Origin of the sequence: Mangrovimonas sp. ST2L15 (assembly GCF_001280515.1) — a bacterium.
Classification (GTDB): domain Bacteria; phylum Bacteroidota; class Bacteroidia; order Flavobacteriales; family Flavobacteriaceae; genus Mangrovimonas; species Mangrovimonas futianensis.
The window spans coordinates 544,756-563,213 of the sequence record NZ_LBIQ01000030.1 but is presented as its reverse complement, the minus strand read 5'-3'; the positions used below and the strand labels follow the sequence as shown (position 1 = coordinate 563,213).

14 protein-coding genes and 1 tRNA gene are annotated in these 18,458 nt (G+C 35.5%); 6 read left to right on the top strand and 9 right to left on the bottom strand.

Going from position 1 to position 18,458, the window contains the following annotated elements:
- The first annotated feature begins 34 nt into the window (after positions 1 to 34).
- From ZA07_RS06385 to ZA07_RS06375, 3 genes are all read left to right on the top strand, one after another.
- Positions 35 to 832 (top strand): universal stress protein, encoded by a 798-nt coding sequence (locus tag ZA07_RS06385; RefSeq protein WP_053970886.1) that lies wholly within the window; start codon positions 35 to 37, stop codon positions 830 to 832.
- Positions 833 to 892: 60 nt separating this feature from the next.
- Positions 893 to 966 (top strand) — tRNA-Ala (locus ZA07_RS06380).
- Positions 967 to 1,146: 180 nt separating this feature from the next.
- On the top strand, positions 1,147 to 1,566 hold the full coding sequence (locus tag ZA07_RS06375) for a hypothetical protein (protein WP_053970885.1): 420 nt from the start codon (positions 1,147 to 1,149) through the stop codon (positions 1,564 to 1,566).
- A 143-nt stretch (positions 1,567 to 1,709) separates the two neighbouring features.
- Here ZA07_RS06375 and ZA07_RS06370 read toward each other — a convergent pair whose 3' ends face one another.
- The 5 genes from ZA07_RS06370 to ZA07_RS06350 all read right to left on the bottom strand — a co-directional run bounded on the left by ZA07_RS06370 (position 1,710) and on the right by ZA07_RS06350 (position 11,249).
- Positions 1,710 to 2,489, bottom strand: coding sequence for a hypothetical protein (locus ZA07_RS06370; RefSeq protein WP_053970884.1), 780 nt, complete (start codon positions 2,487 to 2,489; stop codon positions 1,710 to 1,712).
- A 107-nt stretch (positions 2,490 to 2,596) separates the two neighbouring features.
- The gene (locus tag ZA07_RS06365) at positions 2,597 to 5,338 is read right to left on the bottom strand and encodes a PD-(D/E)XK nuclease family protein (protein ID WP_053970883.1); all 2,742 of its coding nucleotides are present in this window, start codon (positions 5,336 to 5,338) and stop codon (positions 2,597 to 2,599) included.
- A 64-nt stretch (positions 5,339 to 5,402) separates the two neighbouring features.
- On the bottom strand, positions 5,403 to 6,761 hold the full coding sequence (locus tag ZA07_RS06360) for an OmpA family protein (RefSeq protein WP_053970882.1): 1,359 nt from the start codon (positions 6,759 to 6,761) through the stop codon (positions 5,403 to 5,405).
- A gap of 126 nt (positions 6,762 to 6,887) precedes the next feature.
- Positions 6,888 to 8,081 carry a glycine C-acetyltransferase gene (gene kbl / locus ZA07_RS06355; protein WP_053970881.1) on the bottom strand — a complete coding sequence of 398 codons (1,194 nt, stop codon included), beginning with the start codon at positions 8,079 to 8,081 and terminating at the stop codon, positions 6,888 to 6,890.
- Positions 8,082 to 8,111: 30 nt separating this feature from the next.
- A complete protein-coding gene (locus ZA07_RS06350) occupies positions 8,112 to 11,249 on the bottom strand; it encodes an exodeoxyribonuclease V subunit beta (RefSeq protein ID WP_053970880.1) in 3,138 nt (1,045 codons plus the stop codon).
- Between the two features lie 122 nt (positions 11,250 to 11,371).
- On the opposite strand from ZA07_RS06350, the gene ZA07_RS06345 reads away from it, so the two are divergent.
- Positions 11,372 to 11,980 (top strand): superoxide dismutase, encoded by a 609-nt coding sequence (locus ZA07_RS06345; protein ID WP_053970879.1) that lies wholly within the window; start codon positions 11,372 to 11,374, stop codon positions 11,978 to 11,980.
- A 653-nt stretch (positions 11,981 to 12,633) separates the two neighbouring features.
- On the opposite strand, the gene ZA07_RS06340 is transcribed toward ZA07_RS06345, so the two are convergent.
- From ZA07_RS06340 to purN, 4 genes are read right to left on the bottom strand one after another with little or no spacing between them, the layout of a single operon-like run.
- A complete protein-coding gene (locus ZA07_RS06340; protein ID WP_053970878.1) occupies positions 12,634 to 14,532 on the bottom strand; it encodes an amidophosphoribosyltransferase in 1,899 nt (632 codons plus the stop codon).
- 60 nt (positions 14,533 to 14,592) lie between these two features.
- Positions 14,593 to 15,519, bottom strand: a complete 927-nt coding sequence (locus ZA07_RS06335; protein ID WP_053970877.1) for a PfkB family carbohydrate kinase — start codon at positions 15,517 to 15,519, stop codon at positions 14,593 to 14,595.
- 57 nt (positions 15,520 to 15,576) lie between these two features.
- Entirely contained in the window at positions 15,577 to 16,218 is a 642-nt protein-coding gene (locus tag ZA07_RS06330; protein ID WP_053970876.1) for a viroplasmin family protein, read from the bottom strand.
- Positions 16,211 to 16,777 (bottom strand): phosphoribosylglycinamide formyltransferase, encoded by a 567-nt coding sequence (gene purN, locus ZA07_RS06325; RefSeq protein ID WP_053970875.1) that lies wholly within the window; start codon positions 16,775 to 16,777, stop codon positions 16,211 to 16,213. The genes ZA07_RS06330 and purN overlap by 8 nt, the downstream gene beginning before the upstream one ends.
- 182 nt (positions 16,778 to 16,959) lie before the next feature.
- Here purN and ZA07_RS06320 point away from each other — a divergent pair, with 182 nt between their 5' ends.
- Together ZA07_RS06320 and fabF are read left to right on the top strand one after the other, a co-directional pair.
- Positions 16,960 to 17,193, top strand: a complete 234-nt coding sequence (locus tag ZA07_RS06320; protein WP_053970874.1) for an acyl carrier protein — start codon at positions 16,960 to 16,962, stop codon at positions 17,191 to 17,193.
- A gap of 10 nt (positions 17,194 to 17,203) precedes the next feature.
- A complete protein-coding gene (fabF, locus tag ZA07_RS06315; protein ID WP_053970873.1) occupies positions 17,204 to 18,454 on the top strand; it encodes a beta-ketoacyl-ACP synthase II in 1,251 nt (416 codons plus the stop codon).
- Positions 18,455 to 18,458 lie beyond the last annotated feature (4 nt).

The window sequence follows — 18,458 nt, the reverse complement described above, 5'->3', positions numbered from 1 at the left end:
TTTGTTTCCAAATTACTTATTAATTATTTGAATTATGAGGAATATTTTAGTTCTGATTGGATCTTCTGGAAATGCCAAAGGTTTGCTACAATATGCAATTGATTTTGCACACACATTTAATGCGAAAATTTATTTAGTTAAAATCAATGATATCTATCCACACTCAGGAACTAGTGTCAAGGTTGGAAACTATTTGGTTGACGAAGTAGAAAAAGAATTGGAATTACTTCTCGAATCGGTGGATCAAAAAGGGGTAGAAATCATTTCGAAATCCATCATTGGGGAACTCATTTCCACTTTGGAGACCCTTCAATCTGATCTTCAAATTGATTTATTAATGATCGCCCCAAGAACAACCTCTATCAAGGAAGAGGTATATTTAGGACAGACCTCTGGAAAAGTGATTAAACAAACACAGATTCCCGCGCTAATAGTTCCTGAAAACTATGTGTTTGAACCCATCTCCAAAATATTATTGGCAATGAAATCGGCCAACATCAAAAAAGAAGGTGTTCTAGAGCCATTAAAATTAGTCATGGAACATTTTAATGCGAAACTAGATCTTCTTTTAGTCAAAACGCCTACTTACAAAGAAGCAGATTTTAATTTACATCCTGAATTAGAATCCCTAGTCCATCAATTTTCCCATGTTGAAAGTCCAACAACTTTTCAAGGCGTTTTAGAGAATTACCAAACATATCAAGCCAATCTTCTTTGTGTGGTAAGACGTAAACGTGGTTTTTTCACCAAATTATGGGAAAGCAATACCATTTTAAAAAAGGACTTTCACTGCAGTACGATGCCTGTTCTGGTGCTCAGTGGCATTCAATAAAATCTTTTAAAAGAAACTCAATTTATTTAGAAAAAGTAGTATTTTCGCATTCTAGAGCTTGGGGCATTAGCTCAGCTGGCTAGAGCGCTACGCTGGCAGCGTAGAGGTCATCGGTTCGACTCCGATATGCTCCACTTTTAAATTCGCAATCAGTTAATTAATAATTGGTTGCGTTTTTTATGCCCCATATTTGCACACGAAATGCAGTTGAAAAAACGAATGTGAATCCTTCTTGATAACTTTAATTAAGTTTTAAAAATTTTATAATTTTATTCACACTCTAAATAAATATCAATCACCCTAATTTATCAAGTTTGAAAAAATTTCTATTTATAATACCATTACTAATCCTTGGTTGCTCTAATAATGAAAATGATGAAATGGATATCGAACAACCAGACAATTTGTTGGGACTATGGCAATTAGAAGCAACCTTCTTTGGCCTTAGTAATGGAAATCAATGGAATGCTATCGAGAATGGATATATTTATCAATTTAAAGAAGATGAAACATTCTATTCAAACAAATTTTCAGAATGTTCTACGGGCGACTACATCTTAACAAACAACACTCTAACCCTTGTTTATAATTGTGAAGATTTTAGTACTGCCCTTGGAGACCCACCAGCAACTTTTGTTGAATATTATAATTTTGAAGATGGCTTCCTTCTATTGTCACCTGCCTATTTAAATTGCGACGAAGGATGTCTATATAAGTTTAAAAGACTAGAATAGTCCATTCAACTAGAGTTTTTTCAACTATATTTAAAAGTTAAAAAGGGATTTCATCAATTGTAACCCAAAACACTTCACCAAAATAAAAACCCCATGAAATCAATGTTTCATGGGGTTTTTATTTTACTTATTTTGACAAAAAATTATTCACTTTCATCTTCCAATGCCAGTCTGGTATATTCATTTACTAAGGCACTAAACCAATCCCAGTTTACCGAATTATAGGGGTATTTTTTCATGAAAGATTCGTTGTCACCAAAAAGGAATTGGTAATTTTCCTCAAAGTCATTTTTATGAAGCCAAATAATCTTATCTCCTTTTTGCACATAATAAGACTTAATAATACCTCCGCCTATTTTAGGAGCTGCACCAAATTTCATTCCTTGTGTTTCCTTTGCAAAAGGATCATGATAAACGGAAATGAATTTACTGAAACTAGGGTTTATTAATTGCATTAAAAATTCTTTCTCGTCTTTCTTATTTTTTAAAGCTACTTTTTGGTTTATGAAATATATCTCATCACTCGAAGTCAATTTATCCACACTATTTCTACCTCCCATTCCATAATTACTGAATTTTTTGGACATCTTGTTAAACTTCTCCATACCACTTGCAAATAGATATGCTTCTGATATATCCTCAGCCTTATAAGTTTCTTTATTTCCTGAAATACTATCTTTGAAATACAGCTGGTGAATTTGTCCCTTTTTAGTGACAATACTTTTGCAATATCCTTTATGAATTGCTCCATTCTTCATAACCAAGGTAGACACCTTTTTGGTTGCTGGAGTATTGAAACCTTCATTGAAATAATATGCCTTTAGCATATCGATTTCATCATCAGAATATTTCACTTTATCCTGACCCATTGTCGATATTGCAATAAAAAGTGATAGAAAAGTGACTAGTTGTTTAGTTTTCATAATATTAAGTATATAAGATATTCATATACTTCAAATATCAACAAAGCACTTTCTTGGCACAATACGTCATTTGACGTATTTTTTAATAATCTTGGAAGAAAGATTAATTACTTCTCTACGAAAGGGGTGTTCAAATCAAAAATCTCGATAATCAGTTTTTTCAATTCTACTTCAAAAGACTTCAAAACCTCTTGAGTAATCAATTGATTTTTTGATCTTGACCTTGGATTATCTTTGATTCCAAACTTCATAAAACCCTTACTTAAGTTTTTAAAAGAAATAATCCCCCCTTCAAATGGCAGTGTTCGTAATTGTTTTTCATGTATCATTAATGCATAGGTCAATACCTGAAAGCTTTTACTGTATTTATCATAATCTGTAACAAGGTCTTCCCAATTGACTATCTCGACTTGGCCAGGATCGACCTTACCTGATTTATAGTCAATGATACGTGTCATCCCATTAAACTCATCTATACGATCTACCTTACCACTTATAAAGACGGGGAAATCAAGTTCTGGGATTTGGATGGCTATTTTATTGTCTTCTTCAACAGCCAATAATTTAATGGTATTACCATTTTGAAGTTCCTGTATTTCCCTATCCAAAAAATTGGAAACGTAACGCTTTGCTATTTCAAAAACAATTAAGTTTTGACCCTTGGTAATATCACCCATCTTATAGATACCGTCAAAGTGCTTTTTTACCATGGAAGCAATTTTAGGTTTGAGCGCCTTTAGTTTTTCAACCTCTAAAAACGATCCCACAAAAGGTCTGTAAAAATCCTCCAAAGTATTGTGAACAACAGTTCCCAAAGTATTGGCGGCCACAGTTTCTTCAACTTCTTCATATTCCTTCACTTTTAAGACCCGTTGTTTATAAAACGTAAAAGGATCTCTGATGTAACTCGTCAGTGAAGAAGGTGAAAATCCATTATTTGATGCATAGGATTGAAGTATTTGCAAAATAGTCTGATCTTTAGGAATTGATTTTAATTCCTTTTGAATGGGCGGAACATGAGGAAGCACCATTTGTTCTTCTATTTCATGAATACCTTCCAACTCCATTTGGCGTAGAAGTCTACTCTTCTCCCCTCCTCCAAAATGGTCCACTTCCGTATTGTAAATAATATGTATCTTTTTAGCCCTTTGAATCAACCTAAAAAAGTGATACGTATAAATAGCATCCTTCTCTTTATAAGTTGGCAAACCATAGGTCAGTTTGACGTCGTAGGGAATAAATGAATTCTGGCTTTTCCCCGCTGGCAATACACCCTCATTCACTGAGGCAATAATTACATTTTCAAAATCTAACACCCGAGTTTCAAGCATCCCCATAATTTGAAGTCCGCTTAGTGGTTCTCCAACAAAATCAACAGTTTCAGACCCCAACAAATTTTTATAAACTTCATGAAGTGTTTTGATTGTTTGAAGATGTTCAAAGCGATGCTGTAAATGCTTCAGGTCATTGAACAAAGCATGGAATTTATACAAATACTCTAAGGCCAACTTTTGATCCTCCTTTTGAACCTCCAAATGTTTTTTAATTAAAAATACAAGTTGGTCGATTCGCTCTAAAGCTATTTCAGAACGATGCTTCCAATCTGAAAATAAAACATCTATTATGTTATGGTGGTAGGGAGCTAATTCTTTAAGTTTCTCAATGGTTAAGAAAGATAAATTATTAAGTTTTATATCTTGAATTATTTTCTGTGCCCAATTTTCATTTCCCGTTTGAAAAAGAGGCCAAATATGCTGATGTGCCAAGATGCTTTCAACATCTTTAAAATACATGGTACTCCTCCCTTGTTTATGCAAATAAAATAGCTTCTCAAACATACTTGCCATGGGAACGGACTCCAGTTTTAATCCCATGGTAATATTTAAGGTTTGGATGTCCTTCGGAAGGGCATTTAATGTTGGCAATAAAAACTTTTCATCTGCTAAAACAACAGCTGTTTTTGTAATATCTAAATTTCCCGCCTTCAAAATATTTCCAATTTGTTTAGCTTGGGAAATACTTTTTGGAGCGCCGTAAATATTTATTTCTTTCCTTTCAGAATAGTAGTTTGAGACCCAATTAAAAGCATGCTTTTTATAGTAAGGCCAGTCAAACCGATATTTCCTACAAAACAAACCGGTATCATTAAGCTTGTTGTCAAAAAAGACTTTATCAATATCCCAATAGACACTTGCCATCTCATTTTGCAAAAGTTCTTGGAAAATAGATTCCTCAGCTTGGTTGAGCGCATTAAAACCAATAAAAACATGTGTTCTTTTTGAAGACTGTATATAATCCTCTAAGTTTGAAACGGCCTGCCTATAAACAAGACCTTGATAGCCATAGCCGCTATTTAAGAGACTTTCTCTCAGTGTTTGATAGTAATCCAGTAACTTACCCCAAAAAGCCTTATACTGCTTTATAAAATCGGTGGCATATTCATCCTTATACCAAACTTTTAAATCCTGGATAGCACTAATGTAGTTGAATATATCTTCTTCAGGGATTAAATACCTATCCACCTCATTAAAGTCTTGCAACAATATTTGGCCCCATTTAGAAAAACCCTCAAAGGAATCCCTTATTGATGACTCAGTCAATTGACTATACACGTTATAAAACTCAAAAAGCAATTCCACATTTGATAATGGCTTTAAGCCCGACAATTCTTGAGTGAATTCTTCAATGCTAATTACCTCAGGTGAAAAAATAGTATTCTCTAATATAGAAGCCAATTCCTGCTTTAGAAAGACCCCTGCCCTAATACTAGGGAGAATAAAAGTTAGTTGAGAGAAATCCACTTGTTTCTTCTTTAAATCTAAGAGGACTTCCTTGATGAATGTTGTCATATCCTAAAAATAAAAAACGCCCCGATTTCTCGAGGCGTTTTTCAAATAATTTATTGAATATTACTTATTTCACTAAGTTGATTTCAACTCTTCTGTTGTTTGCTCTACCAGCTCTAGTTTTGTTAGTGTCAATTGGTTTAGACTCTCCAAATCCTTCGTGAGTTAATCTGCTTGAAGCTACTCCGTTTTCGATTAAGTAAGTCATTACAGAACTAGCTCTTTCTTGAGATAATTTTTGGTTTGAGCTTTCGCTACCAACACTATCAGTGTGACCTTCAATGTTGAATTTCGCGTTTGGATACTCTTTCAAGATTGCAATGATATCTCCTAATACTTTTTCAGACTGAGCTTTAATAGTTGATTTACCAGTGTCAAACAAGATTGTTTTAGCGTAAGCATTCAATGCTTTTTGAACTGCTTCAGTTACTTCTGGACAACCGTTGTTAGCTACAGTACCTACTTTCTCTGGACATAAGTCATCTTTATCTGGAACACCATCACCGTCAGTATCTGGCCAAGGACATCCTTTATTTGCAGCAGGACCTGCCTCGTTTGGACACTCATCATCCTTATCAGCAACACCGTCACCGTCAGAATCTGGACATCCGTTAAGAGATTTCAATCCAGCTACAGAAGGACAATCATCGTCTTTATCAGCGATTCCGTCACCATCAGTATCAGGACATCCGTTGAACTCAGCTGTACCAGCTTCGTTTGGACAGTCATCTTTAGAATCTTCGATTCCGTCACCGTCAGTATCAGGACAACCATTGAATTCTGGTAAACCTGGTACTTCTGGACAAGCATCATCCTTGTCATAGATTCCGTCACCGTCAGTATCTTTACCTCCAAATTTGAAAGTAATGCCAGCAGTGTGTTGGAAGTGTGTATCTAAATAATCTTCGAAAGCATGTTTGTATGCACTTTGAACAGTTAAACCGATGTTTTCAGTAAACCATACGTTGAAACCTAAAGTTCCATTCACAGTTCCTGCACCGATTTCATCTACCCAAGTGTAACCCCCACCAACACCAAGGTAAGGATCAAAAACTGAAGATCCAATGTGCGATCCGAAGCTGTACTTGATAGTACCATCAACACCATAGTAAGAAAGATCGTCTACTTCCATATCTCCCCATTTGTCTATTCTATTGATAGATCCAGTTACTCCAACACTGAAACCAGCATCTATATATCTTGCAATGGATAAGCTTGATAGTGAAGGTAAAATATTCCAGTGGTCTCCTACGTTGAAATACTCATCAAACATACCACCACGAGGAGCATCCTCACCTACTGGGTAAAAGTCAACAGCGTTCACTCCAATACCAATTGCCCATGGATTGTTTTCATCTTGTGCATTCATGCTGCTATAGCTCAAAACTAGCAACATTGCAAACAGTAATCTGCTAAGATTTTTCATATTCAAAAATTTAATTTTTAAGTGTTAATTGTAAGCAAATGTAAGTTGTTAAATATTATTAACAAAGACAAATATAGAAAAATATTGAATATTAACCCATGAATACTCACATTTGTCTAAATTTGATTATATAATTTCAAGCGTTTTTCCAACTTTCACAAAAGCGGCTATAGCCTTGTCTAAATGAGCCTTTTCATGGCCTGCTGAAAGTTGTACTCGAATTCTTGCTTTATCCCTTGGCACTACGGGAAAGAAGAACCCAATAACATAAATTCCTTCTTCTAATAATAAATTAGCCATAGTTTGAGATAGCTTGGCATCATATAGCATAATAGGCACAATAGCAGAATCCCCGTCTATGACATCAAATCCAGCTTTTTTCATTCCTTCTTTGAAGTAATTTGTATTCCACTCCAACTTGTCCCTTAGGGCTGTATCATTTTCCAACATATCAAACACCTCAATAGAAGCACCTACAATAGCCGGTGCCAAAGAGTTTGAAAAAAGATAAGGCCTTGATCGTTGACGTAACATTTCAATAATTTCCTTTTTACCTGTGGTATATCCCCCCATAGCACCACCTAAGGCTTTACCAAGGGTCCCCGTAATAATATCAATGCGATCTAAGACGCCCTTTTCCTCTAAGGTTCCTCTTCCAGTTTTTCCAATAAACCCAGCAGCGTGACATTCATCTATCATTACCATGGCATCATACTTATCAGCCAAATCACAAATCTGATCTAAGGGCGCAACCAATCCGTCCATGGAAAACACACCATCAGTCACTATGATTTTAAACCGAGCACCATTTTCATTAGCTGCTTGCAACTGGCTTTCCAAATCTTCCATATTACTATTTTCATAACGATATCTTGCGGCTTTACATAACCGAACCCCATCAATGATGGACGCATGATTTAGAGAATCTGAAATAATCGCATCTTCTGGACCTAATAATGGTTCAAAAACACCTCCATTGGCATCAAAAGCTGCAGCATATAAAATAGTGTCCTCTGTACCGTAGAAAGAGGCAATTTTCGATTCTAATTCCTTATGAATATCTTGGGTACCACATATGAACCTAACAGATGACATTCCAAATCCATGTGTATCCATAACGTCCTTAGCCGCTTGAACCACATCAGGATGATTGGAAAGTCCCAAATAATTATTTGCACAAAAATTTAAAACCTTTTCGCCCGTATTCAAGATAATTTCAGCCCCTTGAGCCGAGGTAATAATGCGCTCTTCTTTAAAAAGGCCATTGTCCTTAATTGTTTGCAATTCTTGCTGTAAATATTCCTTAATCTTTCCGTACATGATTTAAATTAGATTGATTTGGTTGTAAAGTTAAAACTCTTTTATTTCAAATTCTTCATTTATGTAAACAAGTATTTTCTTTACGGTTTTTATTCCCATCTCACCCAACGCCTTTTCATAGCTTAGTAATTGTTGGTCATGTTTTTTCAGGGCCTTACCTGTTTTATAGTCAATAATAGTGGCATTTCTTTGACCGTCAATAACCAACCTGTCGGGTCTATAAATAGCTCCTGAGGTAGAAAGGATATCCCGTTCATTGATTTTTATAGATTCTCCTTCAAAGTATTTTTGAAGCTGGGGATGGAAAATAATTTTGCGCAATTGGGTCAGCAATTCTTCCTTTTCAAAATCGCTCAAAACCATTTCATTGAATTCAGCAAATACAAAATCTAAATCATCAATGGTTCTTATATTAGCAAGTAACTTATGAACCAAATTACCTTTCTCTAGTGCTTTCTCCTGATTAGAATCCCAAAGCATTCCTGATTTGGTTGAAATTTCCAATTGGTGGTCCTTTCTTGAAACTGAAATAAATTCTAACGCTTTCACTTTCTTTGGTAATTCAGACTTACTTTTTACAATCCTTTCTGAAGTACCAAATGTATAAACTAACTTCCCCTCACCCCACTCGTTGAGGTGTTCTAAATATTTAACAAAGATGTCTGCATAGGATTTCAAATCATCAACCATGCTTTTAACCTTTGTTTGCTTTGATATGACATATAACTGTTCTTCAGCTCTGGTTAAAGCAACATATAACAAATTAATATTGTCCAATTGTTGCTCTGCGCGATGTCGTGTATAAATTGCTTCCCCTACATCACCAAATTCCTTCATACTCGTATTAAAACTGAGAAGCCCCTCCTCGAACCCAAAGAATGTATTCGTATCTAAAGGATACCACTCCTTAGGATCTTGCTCTCGGTAGATTTCTAAATCGGCAAATGGGAAAATCACAACAGGAAATTCCAAGCCTTTAGATTTATGAATCGTCATGATTTGAACTGCATTTTGATCTACCGGTGTCACGATACTTAGCTTATCCTTTTTCTCTTCAAAATATTCCAAAAATGAAGGCAAGTCAGAGCTCTTGCTTTCTGAAAATTCAAAAACAACATCCAGAAAATACTGCAAATATGCATTAGATGTCCTATTCAGCTTGAAACACCGAATGATATCTTCAGTCATTTCAAAAAGTGGCCATTCCATCACGGTACTATAATCCAAATCAAAACCTAATGCTTGAAGTTTTTCAAATAGGTCTTCAGCACTTTCATTAATAAATTTTTGAATGAATTGATGGGGAGCATCAGGTTGTATTTGCTGAGACAGATAATATAACCAATCTACCTGAGCTTCTTTATTGTCTTGTTGCACCATCCAGGTTAAAAAATCAATAACAAATGAAACTTCCGGAGAGTTAATAAGCAACAAAGACTCAGAAGATATAACAGGAATGCCTTGATCATTCAAATAATCTGCAATGGCTATCCCTTCTTTATTCTTCCTTACAAGAACACAGATCTCACCAAACTCAAATCCCTTTTTTTGGTTAGCCAAAATTATATCTAGTGTTTTGATGCAATAAGCCTCCTCTCTGCTGTCCTCGTCTTGAAGTTCCAAAAATTCCAATGATACAAATCCTTGATCAAGCGACTTTACCTCTTGTTTTGCTGAAGTATAAAGGTTTGAATAATCTGAATGATCAAAAAAACCTTTTGCTAGGAAATCGAATAACCCATTATTAAATTCTACTATGGTTTGATGACTCCTAAAATTGGCCGGAAGATTAGCAATATTTTTTTCAGCTTGAAATGGAGAGTCTCTTTCTGAATTGGCCAGATCAAGAAATTGCTCTGCTTTTCCACCACGCCATCTGTAAATAGCCTGTTTGGCATCACCAACCAACAGTACTGACCCAATTCTATTATCTAATGGATTGCTTAATAATGGTTGTAAATTATCCCATTGTTTCACAGATGTGTCTTGAAACTCATCAATAAAAAAATGACTGAATTTTTCTCCCAACCGTTCATAAATAAATGGCGTAGGCTGATCCTTAATCTCTTTACTAATTAAATTATTAAATTCTGAAATCAACAGTTTATTTTGATCTTCCTTCAGCAATTTCAATTCATTGTTGATGGCATGAAGCACAGAAAGTGGTGTAATATTTTTATAAAAAACACGATAAAACTCCAGTTGAAATATAAGCTGCTTTATCTGCATTAAGACTCTAGCCAATTCTGAATGAATGCTGTCAATTATAGAACAAATTTCAGGTGCTTGCTTTGCAGTATACAACTGCTCTCCGATCAAAAACTTATTGATCCATTGGACTTCAAAATTGACCTCAAAATTTCCCTCCGAAACCTTTTCCAGCAGTTTAGGGTAGTAACTGCTATAAAAGTGACTTGGTTCCAAGCCACAGGACGCAATGAATTCAAGGGTTTTATTTGCCAACCCAATGAGTTCCTCCTTTGTCCTTTCAATTTTCTCCTTTAAAAACTGTTTTAGGATTTTAAAGTCTTCAGGATTTTTACCTTTAAGTTTTTCAACATGTTCTAAATCTGATTCTCCGAGAAGTAATTTAGCTATTTTATTCAGGTCATAAGCTATATTCCAGCTTTTATCCTCATCTGCCTTTTCAATAGCAAAATCCACTAAAACAGGAGTAAGGCTCTTATCAATTCCAGCCTTAGCAATTAATGCATCCACGGCCTCTCCCAACAATTGGTCAACATCCATTTCCACTTCAAAATCCATAGGAACCTTTAGGTCATGAGAAAAGGTTCTTATTAATTTATGGGTAAACCCATCAATAGTAGAAACATTGAAAGCCGAGTAATTGTAAACTATATATTTTAAAAGTTGTGCCGACTTCTCTTGAATTAAGACTTGATCCAGATCAATCTCATTAGATATATCGAGCAACATGGAATCTAATTGACCATCAACCACCGAATTTGAAAAAACCTTTAATTTTTCCAATATTCTCGATTTCATCTCTCCAGCAGCCTTATTTGTAAAAGTGATAGCTAGAATATGCTTGAAGTGATCTAGATTATCACGCTTCAAAAGCACTTTGAGATATTCTTTAACTAGAGTATAAGTTTTGCCACTTCCTGCAGAAGCACTGTAAATCAGAAAAGGAGAGCTTGACGTCATTAATAAAAATTTAACACAAGATAAGAAGTATCAATGATTTCATAAGGATATATTATTTTTAATTGAACGCATTTATCCGTAAATTTGAGGGAAATTTTTTATAAACTTTAAAACAATATATTATGGCTTTCGAATTACCGAAACTAAAATATGCGTATGATGCATTGGAACCACATATCGATGCTCGTACCATGGAAATTCATCATACAAAACACCATCAAGGTTATACAAGTAAATTAAATGATGCAATTCAAGGAACAGATTTAGAAGGAAAAACCATCGAAAACATCCTTATCAATTTGGATATGGACAACAAAGCTGTTAGAAATAACGGTGGTGGTTTTTATAACCACAGTCTTTTCTGGGAAGTTATGAACCCTGAAGATAAAGGTCGTTTATCAGGAGAACTTAAAGATGCTATTGAAGCTGAATTTGGGTCTTTTGAAGTTTTCAAGGATGCCTTTAGTAAAGCAGCGGCAGGACAATTTGGGTCTGGATGGGCTTGGTTATGTGTTCATGAGGGAGGAAAAGTTGAAGTTTGCTCTACACCAAATCAAGATAATCCTTTAATGCCAGGTGTTGGTTGTACTGGAACTCCAATTTTAGGTCTTGATGTTTGGGAACACGCCTATTACTTAAATTACCAAAACAGAAGACCAGATTACATTGAAGCTTTTTTCAAGGTAATTAATTGGAATGAAGTTGAAAGACGCTATGCTGAAGCAAAATAATTTCTAAGCATAACTCACATGATAAAAAAAGCAGTCCAAATGGACTGCTTTTTTTATTTCTAGAAAATAAAAAAGGCGAACACAAGTGTTCACCTTTTTTGCCCCAAATCTACCATAAACTTAACCTACTTATGTTATGGTGGTTCAAATATAAAAGGAAAGAAATCAAATGATAATAGAAAATAGATAAACGGTTTTAAAATCTGTTAAAAGTTAGAAAATCAGGAAATACAGATTAAAAAAGATTGACTTGCAACAAATTATATAAAATAAAAAGGTGAACACAAGTGCTCACCTTTTTGCCCCAAATCTACCATAAACTTAACCTACTTATGTTATGGTAGTTCAAAGAACTTCGAAAGCAATGAAATCATAAAATAAAATAGTCCAACAGCCTAAAAATTAGACAAGAAGCATTAAAAAAGGATAAAATTGGGTTTTTGAAGGACTTGAAATAAGAAAGGGCATAAAAAAAGGCGAACAAGTGTTCACCTTTTTTTGCCCCAAATCTACCATGAACTTAACCTACTTATGTTATGGTCTTACTAAATTAGATGGATTTTCTCATTTCGAAATAAATAATAGACGAAATGCACATATATTAGATTAAAAGACTGATTTATAGGACGAACCGTATATATCAAATTTTATGGTTAATATGCTCTCTCCCTATTTCCTTCAAAGAAATTAATAAAAGCTCTATTCACCACGCGATTTCCACCTGGTGTTGGATAATTCCCAGTAAAATACCAATCTCCCAAATTTTTAGGACATGCTTCATGCAAATCTTCTATCGATTGGAAAATAGTTTCAACCTCCGCATTTACAGTTTCATCAGAAATAAGCTCAGATATTTTATCTGAAATTTGCTCTGCAGTAAATTGGCTATATAAGTCTTTTACAAAGTTTCTAACATCCTTATCTTCAAGCTCTACTTGCGCTAAACACTTGCGATAAACTTCCTCCACCATATGATATTTATCGTTTTCCTTCAATAATTCCAACATAGCTCTAAAGGCAATTAAATCTTCAAGTCTAGCCATATCAATACCATAACAATCTGGATACCTGATTTGTGGAGCAGATGAAACTACCACTATTTTTTTCGGGTTCAATCGATCCAACATTTTAATGATACTCTTTTTCAAGGTAGTTCCCCTAACAATACTATCATCAATAATAACCAGATTATCATCCTTCTTGACAACACCATAGGTAACATCATAAACGTGTGCCACCAAATCATCACGACTACTATCTTCTGTAATAAAAGTTCTTAACTTCACATCCTTAATAGCAATTTTTTCAATTCTCGGTTTTTGAGATAAAATATCTATTACTTCCTGCTCTGTTAATTTTCCATCTCCAGCAATAATAGCCTTTGTTTTTCGCTCACTCAAATACTGATCAACAGATTCTATCATCCCAAAAAAGGATGTTTCTGCTGTATTTGGAATATATGAAAACACGGTGTTATCCGTATCGTGATTTACAGCTTTCAGCACTTTAGGAATTAACTTTTTACCTAAAGTTTTTCTCTCTTGATAAATTTCGGCATCACTTCCACGAGAGAAATAGATACGTTCAAAGGAACATGCTTTTCTTGGTAGTGGCTCCAAAATCTTTTTAATCGAAACCTCTCCTGTAGTTTTAGTTATAATCGCATGCCCTGGCTCTAATTCCTTAACATCGTCATAGTTCACATTAAATACCGTTTGAATAACAGGTCTTTCTGAAGCTACAATGACAATTTCATCATCCTTATAGTAATAGGTTGGTCTAATTCCCGCTGGATCTCTCAAAACAAATGAATCTCCATGACCCAACAACCCAGCCATGGCGTAACCACCATCCCAGTTTTTGGCAGCTTTTCGCAAGATTTTGGCAACATTTAAACGTTCTGCAATCAATGGCGAACATTCATTTTTACTGTAACCTTCTTTTTTTAACTTTTTGTAAAGCTTAGCAACTGCATCATCAAGAAAATGACCTATTTTCTCCATAATGGTTATGGTATCTGCCTTTTCCTTAGGATGTTGACCCAAACGAATCAAATTATCAAACAACTCATTTACATTGGTCATATTGAAGTTACCAGCAACAATTAAATTTCTATGCATCCAATTGTTTTGTCTTAAAAATGGGTGTACACTCTCCACGCTATTTTTACCAAACGTACCATAGCGAACGTGACCCAAATACACTTCTCCTACATATGGAATGTGCTTTTTTTGAAGCTCTACATTATCAGCATATTCAGGATGTTCTGTCAGCTCCTTATTGATCCTTTGGTTAATTTGATCAAAAATATCTTGAATGGGCTGTTGCGCAATAGACCTAACGCGACTGATATATCTTTCACCAGGTTTGGTATCTAACTTAATACTTGCAAAACCAGCACCATCTTGACCTCGGTTGTGCTGCTTCTCCATCATTAAGTACATCTTATTTACTCCATAAAAAGCACTTCCGTATTTCTCTTTATAGAATTCAAGTGGCTTTAAAAGCCTAAGTTGTGCAATCCCGCATTCGTGTTTTATAGCGTCACTCATTTCCTGTTTGTTGTGTTGTTGTTCTTAATTAAAAACGCGCTCAGTTTTGAGCGCGCTAATTTATGTTAATTCAATTTCGAATTGTGTTAATTTTTTAAACTCCTGCAGGCGTTTCCTTACCTCATTGGCTGACAGGTGTTTCATCCTTTCGGTTCCAAATTTCTCCACACAGAATGAGGCCAAAGTTGATCCATAAATAATCGCATTTTTCATGCTTTCAAATGTCACATTATCTACACTCGCCAAATAGCCTATAAATCCACCTGCAAATGTATCCCCTGCACCAGTTGGATCAAAAACTTCTTCTAACGGTAAGGCTGGAGCAAAGAAAGCATTGCCTCCATTAAACAATAAAGCGCCGTGTTCCCCTTTTTTAATAACCACATAGGTAGGCCCCATTTCCTGAATTTTTCTAGCCGCCACTTTAAGAGAATGCTCTCCAGTTAATTGTCTAGCCTCTTCATCGTTAATGGTGATAACATCCACTTTTTTAATCACCTCCATTAGTTCATCCCATGTGTTATCCATCCAAAAATTCATGGTATCCAAAACCACCAATTTGGGTTTCTTTTCCATTTGTTCTAAAACACCTAATTGGACGTTTGGATGTAAATTTCCTAACATCACATAATCGGCATCTTTAAAATTTTCTGGAACAACTGGTTTAAAATCAGCCAGCACATTTAATTCTGTTGCAAGCGTATCTCGGGAATTCATATCGTTGTGATAGCGACCACTCCAAAAGAATGTTTTGCCATGAGGCACTACCTCAACTCCAGAAATATCCATATTCTTACTTTCTAAAAGCTCTAAATATTCATTTGGAAAGTCCCCACCAACCACAGATACCACAGCCGAATCTACCTCAAATTGAGAAGCAGCCAGTCCTATAAATGTGGCGGCACCACCAAGAATTTTATCAGTTTTACCGAAAGGCGTTTCAATAGCATCAAAAGCTACTGTTCCTACAATCACTAATTTACCCATAAGGAGGTTTCAGAATTTTGGTGCAAATATAGTGTTTTAAGCTTGAATATACGAATGCTATTTTCTTCCAAAGTCCGCTGGAATTTCACCCCAAGCTTTCGTTTCCCATTTGACTATCACCGTATGATAAGTGTTGTTTTTCAACCAACTAACAGCTCGATCTACTAGTTCAAATAGGTCTTTGTTCTTTTCAGAACGTTCCAATTTTGTATTACAGGTTTTCTTTTTTACCCAACTTAATGCCGTTCTGGAATCCGTATAGATGATTTTATCACTATTTTTTTTCTTCAATAACGCCAAGCCATGTACAATGGCCAAGAACTCACCTATATTATTGGTGCCTTCAGCAAATGGGCCTTGATGAAAAATACGTTTCTTGGTTTGTGTATCTACACCTTGATATTCCATCTTTCCTGGATTACCACTTGAAGCCGCGTCGACTGATATGGAATTTGTATTGGGTAAACCAATTTTCTTTAATTGGTCGTCTGTCAATAGACTAACAAAGGTCTTTTGTTTCCCAACATAATCTTTGTAGTTCCCCTTTAAAGCCTTTTTAGCAGCCTCAAAGGAACCAAAGGACTTGTAGATGGCACCCGGAAAATCTTTAATTTGAGCCTTACAATCCTCCCAAGATTCAAAAACACCAGTATGCTTCCCTTTCCAAACGGTATAGTATTTTTTCTTTTTCTTACTCATTCAACAGCTTTGCAACAACTTTTGGAAAGTGCTCCATTTCCAACTCATGAATTTTGGCAGCCACATCTTCGGCCGTATCTGTAGACTCAACTTGACATGAGGCTTGAAAAATAATAGCTCCCTCATCATAGTGCTCATTCACGTAATGAATGGTAATCCCGGTTTCTTTTTCTTTATTAGCCACCACAGCTTCATGTACATGCATACCATACATACCTTTACCCCCAAATTTTGGCAGTAAAGCAGGGTGCACGTTAATCACTTTGTTTGGGAAGGCATGCAACAAGTTTTCAGGGAATTTCCATAAAAATCCAGCCAAAACAACTAAATCTGGTTTAGCATTCTTCAAAAGCCCCAAAACATCATTGGTTTCCACTAGCGCTATACGATTAAAAGACAAAGCACTAACCTTCAACCTTTTACACCTATCAAGCACCTTGGCTTGTGGATTATTAGTTAAAACCAAAACCACAGAAGCATCTTCTCTCTCTTGGAAAAAAGTAATTAAATTTTCGGCATTAGACCCACTACCAGAGGCAAAGATTACAATTCGTTTCATTTATTGTTATGACAGTTGTTACTCAGCAAAAAAAAGAATAAATAATTACAAATAGAATGCAAAAACCGAAATACTTATTGGTTATTTTAGTAAATTTAGAATCACATTTTTAACCCAAAGGTATGTTTTAAAATAAAGTTTTTTATTTTTGCGTCCTAATTAAAACTTAAAATTAAAAGATTATGTCAGACATTGCATCAAGAGTAAAAGCGATTATCGTAGACAAATTAGGTGTAGATGAAAACGAAGTAGTTCCTGAAGCAAGCTTCACTAACGATTTAGGAGCAGATTCATTAGACACTGTGGAATTAATCATGGAGTTCGAAAAAGAATTCGATATTCAAATTCCTGATGATCAAGCTGAAAACATTGCAACAGTAGGTCAAGCTATCTCATACATAGAAGGCGCAAAATAAGTTATTTTTTATGGAAATAAGGCGAGTTGTAGTCACCGGTTTAGGAGCACTTACCCCTATAGGAAATACCAAGGATGAATATTGGGAAGGCCTGAAAAATGGGAAAAGTGGAGCGGCTTCTATTACCTATTTTGACACTGAAAAGTTCAAGACCAAATTCGCTTGTGAAGTAAAAAACTTTAACGTTACCGATTTTATTGACCGCAAAGAAGCTCGGAAAATGGACAAGTTTACGCAATATGCGATGGTCGCTTCTGATGAAGCCATTGCAGATGCGAATTTGGACTTGGACAAAATCAATAAATTGAGGGTTGGTGTTATTTGGGGAGCAGGAATAGGAGGATTGGAAACATTTCAAGATGAAGTTTTAAACTTTGCAGCGGGAGATGGTACTCCGAGATTCAATCCATTCTTTATACCTAAAATGATTGCAGATATTGCACCGGGTAATATTTCCATTAAAAATGGATTTATGGGACCTAATTATACGACGGTTTCAGCCTGTGCTTCTTCTGCAAATGCCATGATTGATGCATTAAACTACATTCGATTGGGCCACTGTGATGTGGTTGTTACCGGAGGTAGTGAAGCTGCTGTTACCATTGCTGGTATGGGCGGATTCAACGCAATGCATGCATTATCTACAAGAAATGAAAGCCCAGAAACGGCTTCACGTCCTTTTGATGCAACCAGAGATGGATTTGTCTTAGGTGAAGGAGCTGGAGCAATCATTCTTGAAGAATATGAACATGCCAAGGCGAGAGGAGCAAAAATATATGCCGAGGTTGTAGGAGGAGGATTATCCTCAGACGCTTATCATATGACAGCACCTCACCCAGACGGTATTGGAGTTGTTGCGGTAATGAAAAATTGTTTGGAAAATGCAGGTCTAAAACCTGAGGATGTTGATCATATCAACACCCACGGAACTTCTACCCCTCTAGGGGATGTAGCTGAATTGAAAGCCATTAAGGAAGTATTTGGAGACCATGCCAAAAACATTAATATCAATTCTACAAAATCCATGACAGGACACCTGTTAGGTGCTGCAGGAGCCATTGAAGCCATTGCCTCTATTATGGCTATGGAACACAATTTGGTTCCTCCAACCATCAACCATCAAGTTGTAGATGAAAATATTGATCCTGAACTTAATTTAACATTAAATAAAGCACAAGAAAGAAACGTTAAAGTAGCCATGAGCAATACCTTTGGCTTTGGTGGTCATAACGCCTGCGTATTGTTCAAGAAACTTGATTAAAATA

Coding starts and splice junctions, on each gene's coding strand:
- ZA07_RS06385 (WP_053970886.1), top strand. CDS start 35: ATGAGGAATATTTTAGTTCTGATTGGATCTTCTGGAAATGCCAAAGGT.
- purN (WP_053970875.1), bottom strand. CDS start 16,777: ATGAAACGAATTGTAATCTTTGCCTCTGGTAGTGGGTCTAATGCCGAA.
- ZA07_RS06345 (WP_053970879.1), top strand. CDS start 11,372: ATGGCTTTCGAATTACCGAAACTAAAATATGCGTATGATGCATTGGAA.
- ZA07_RS06365 (WP_053970883.1), bottom strand. CDS start 5,338: ATGACAACATTCATCAAGGAAGTCCTCTTAGATTTAAAGAAGAAACAA.
- ZA07_RS06340 (WP_053970878.1), bottom strand. CDS start 14,532: ATGAGTGACGCTATAAAACACGAATGCGGGATTGCACAACTTAGGCTT.
- ZA07_RS06350 (WP_053970880.1), bottom strand. CDS start 11,249: ATGACGTCAAGCTCTCCTTTTCTGATTTACAGTGCTTCTGCAGGAAGT.
- ZA07_RS06360 (WP_053970882.1), bottom strand. CDS start 6,761: ATGAAAAATCTTAGCAGATTACTGTTTGCAATGTTGCTAGTTTTGAGC.
- ZA07_RS06370 (WP_053970884.1), bottom strand. CDS start 2,489: ATGAAAACTAAACAACTAGTCACTTTTCTATCACTTTTTATTGCAATA.
- ZA07_RS06320 (WP_053970874.1), top strand. CDS start 16,960: ATGTCAGACATTGCATCAAGAGTAAAAGCGATTATCGTAGACAAATTA.
- fabF (WP_053970873.1), top strand. CDS start 17,204: ATGGAAATAAGGCGAGTTGTAGTCACCGGTTTAGGAGCACTTACCCCT.
- ZA07_RS06335 (WP_053970877.1), bottom strand. CDS start 15,519: ATGGGTAAATTAGTGATTGTAGGAACAGTAGCTTTTGATGCTATTGAA.
- kbl (WP_053970881.1), bottom strand. CDS start 8,081: ATGTACGGAAAGATTAAGGAATATTTACAGCAAGAATTGCAAACAATT.
- ZA07_RS06330 (WP_053970876.1), bottom strand. CDS start 16,218: ATGAGTAAGAAAAAGAAAAAATACTATACCGTTTGGAAAGGGAAGCAT.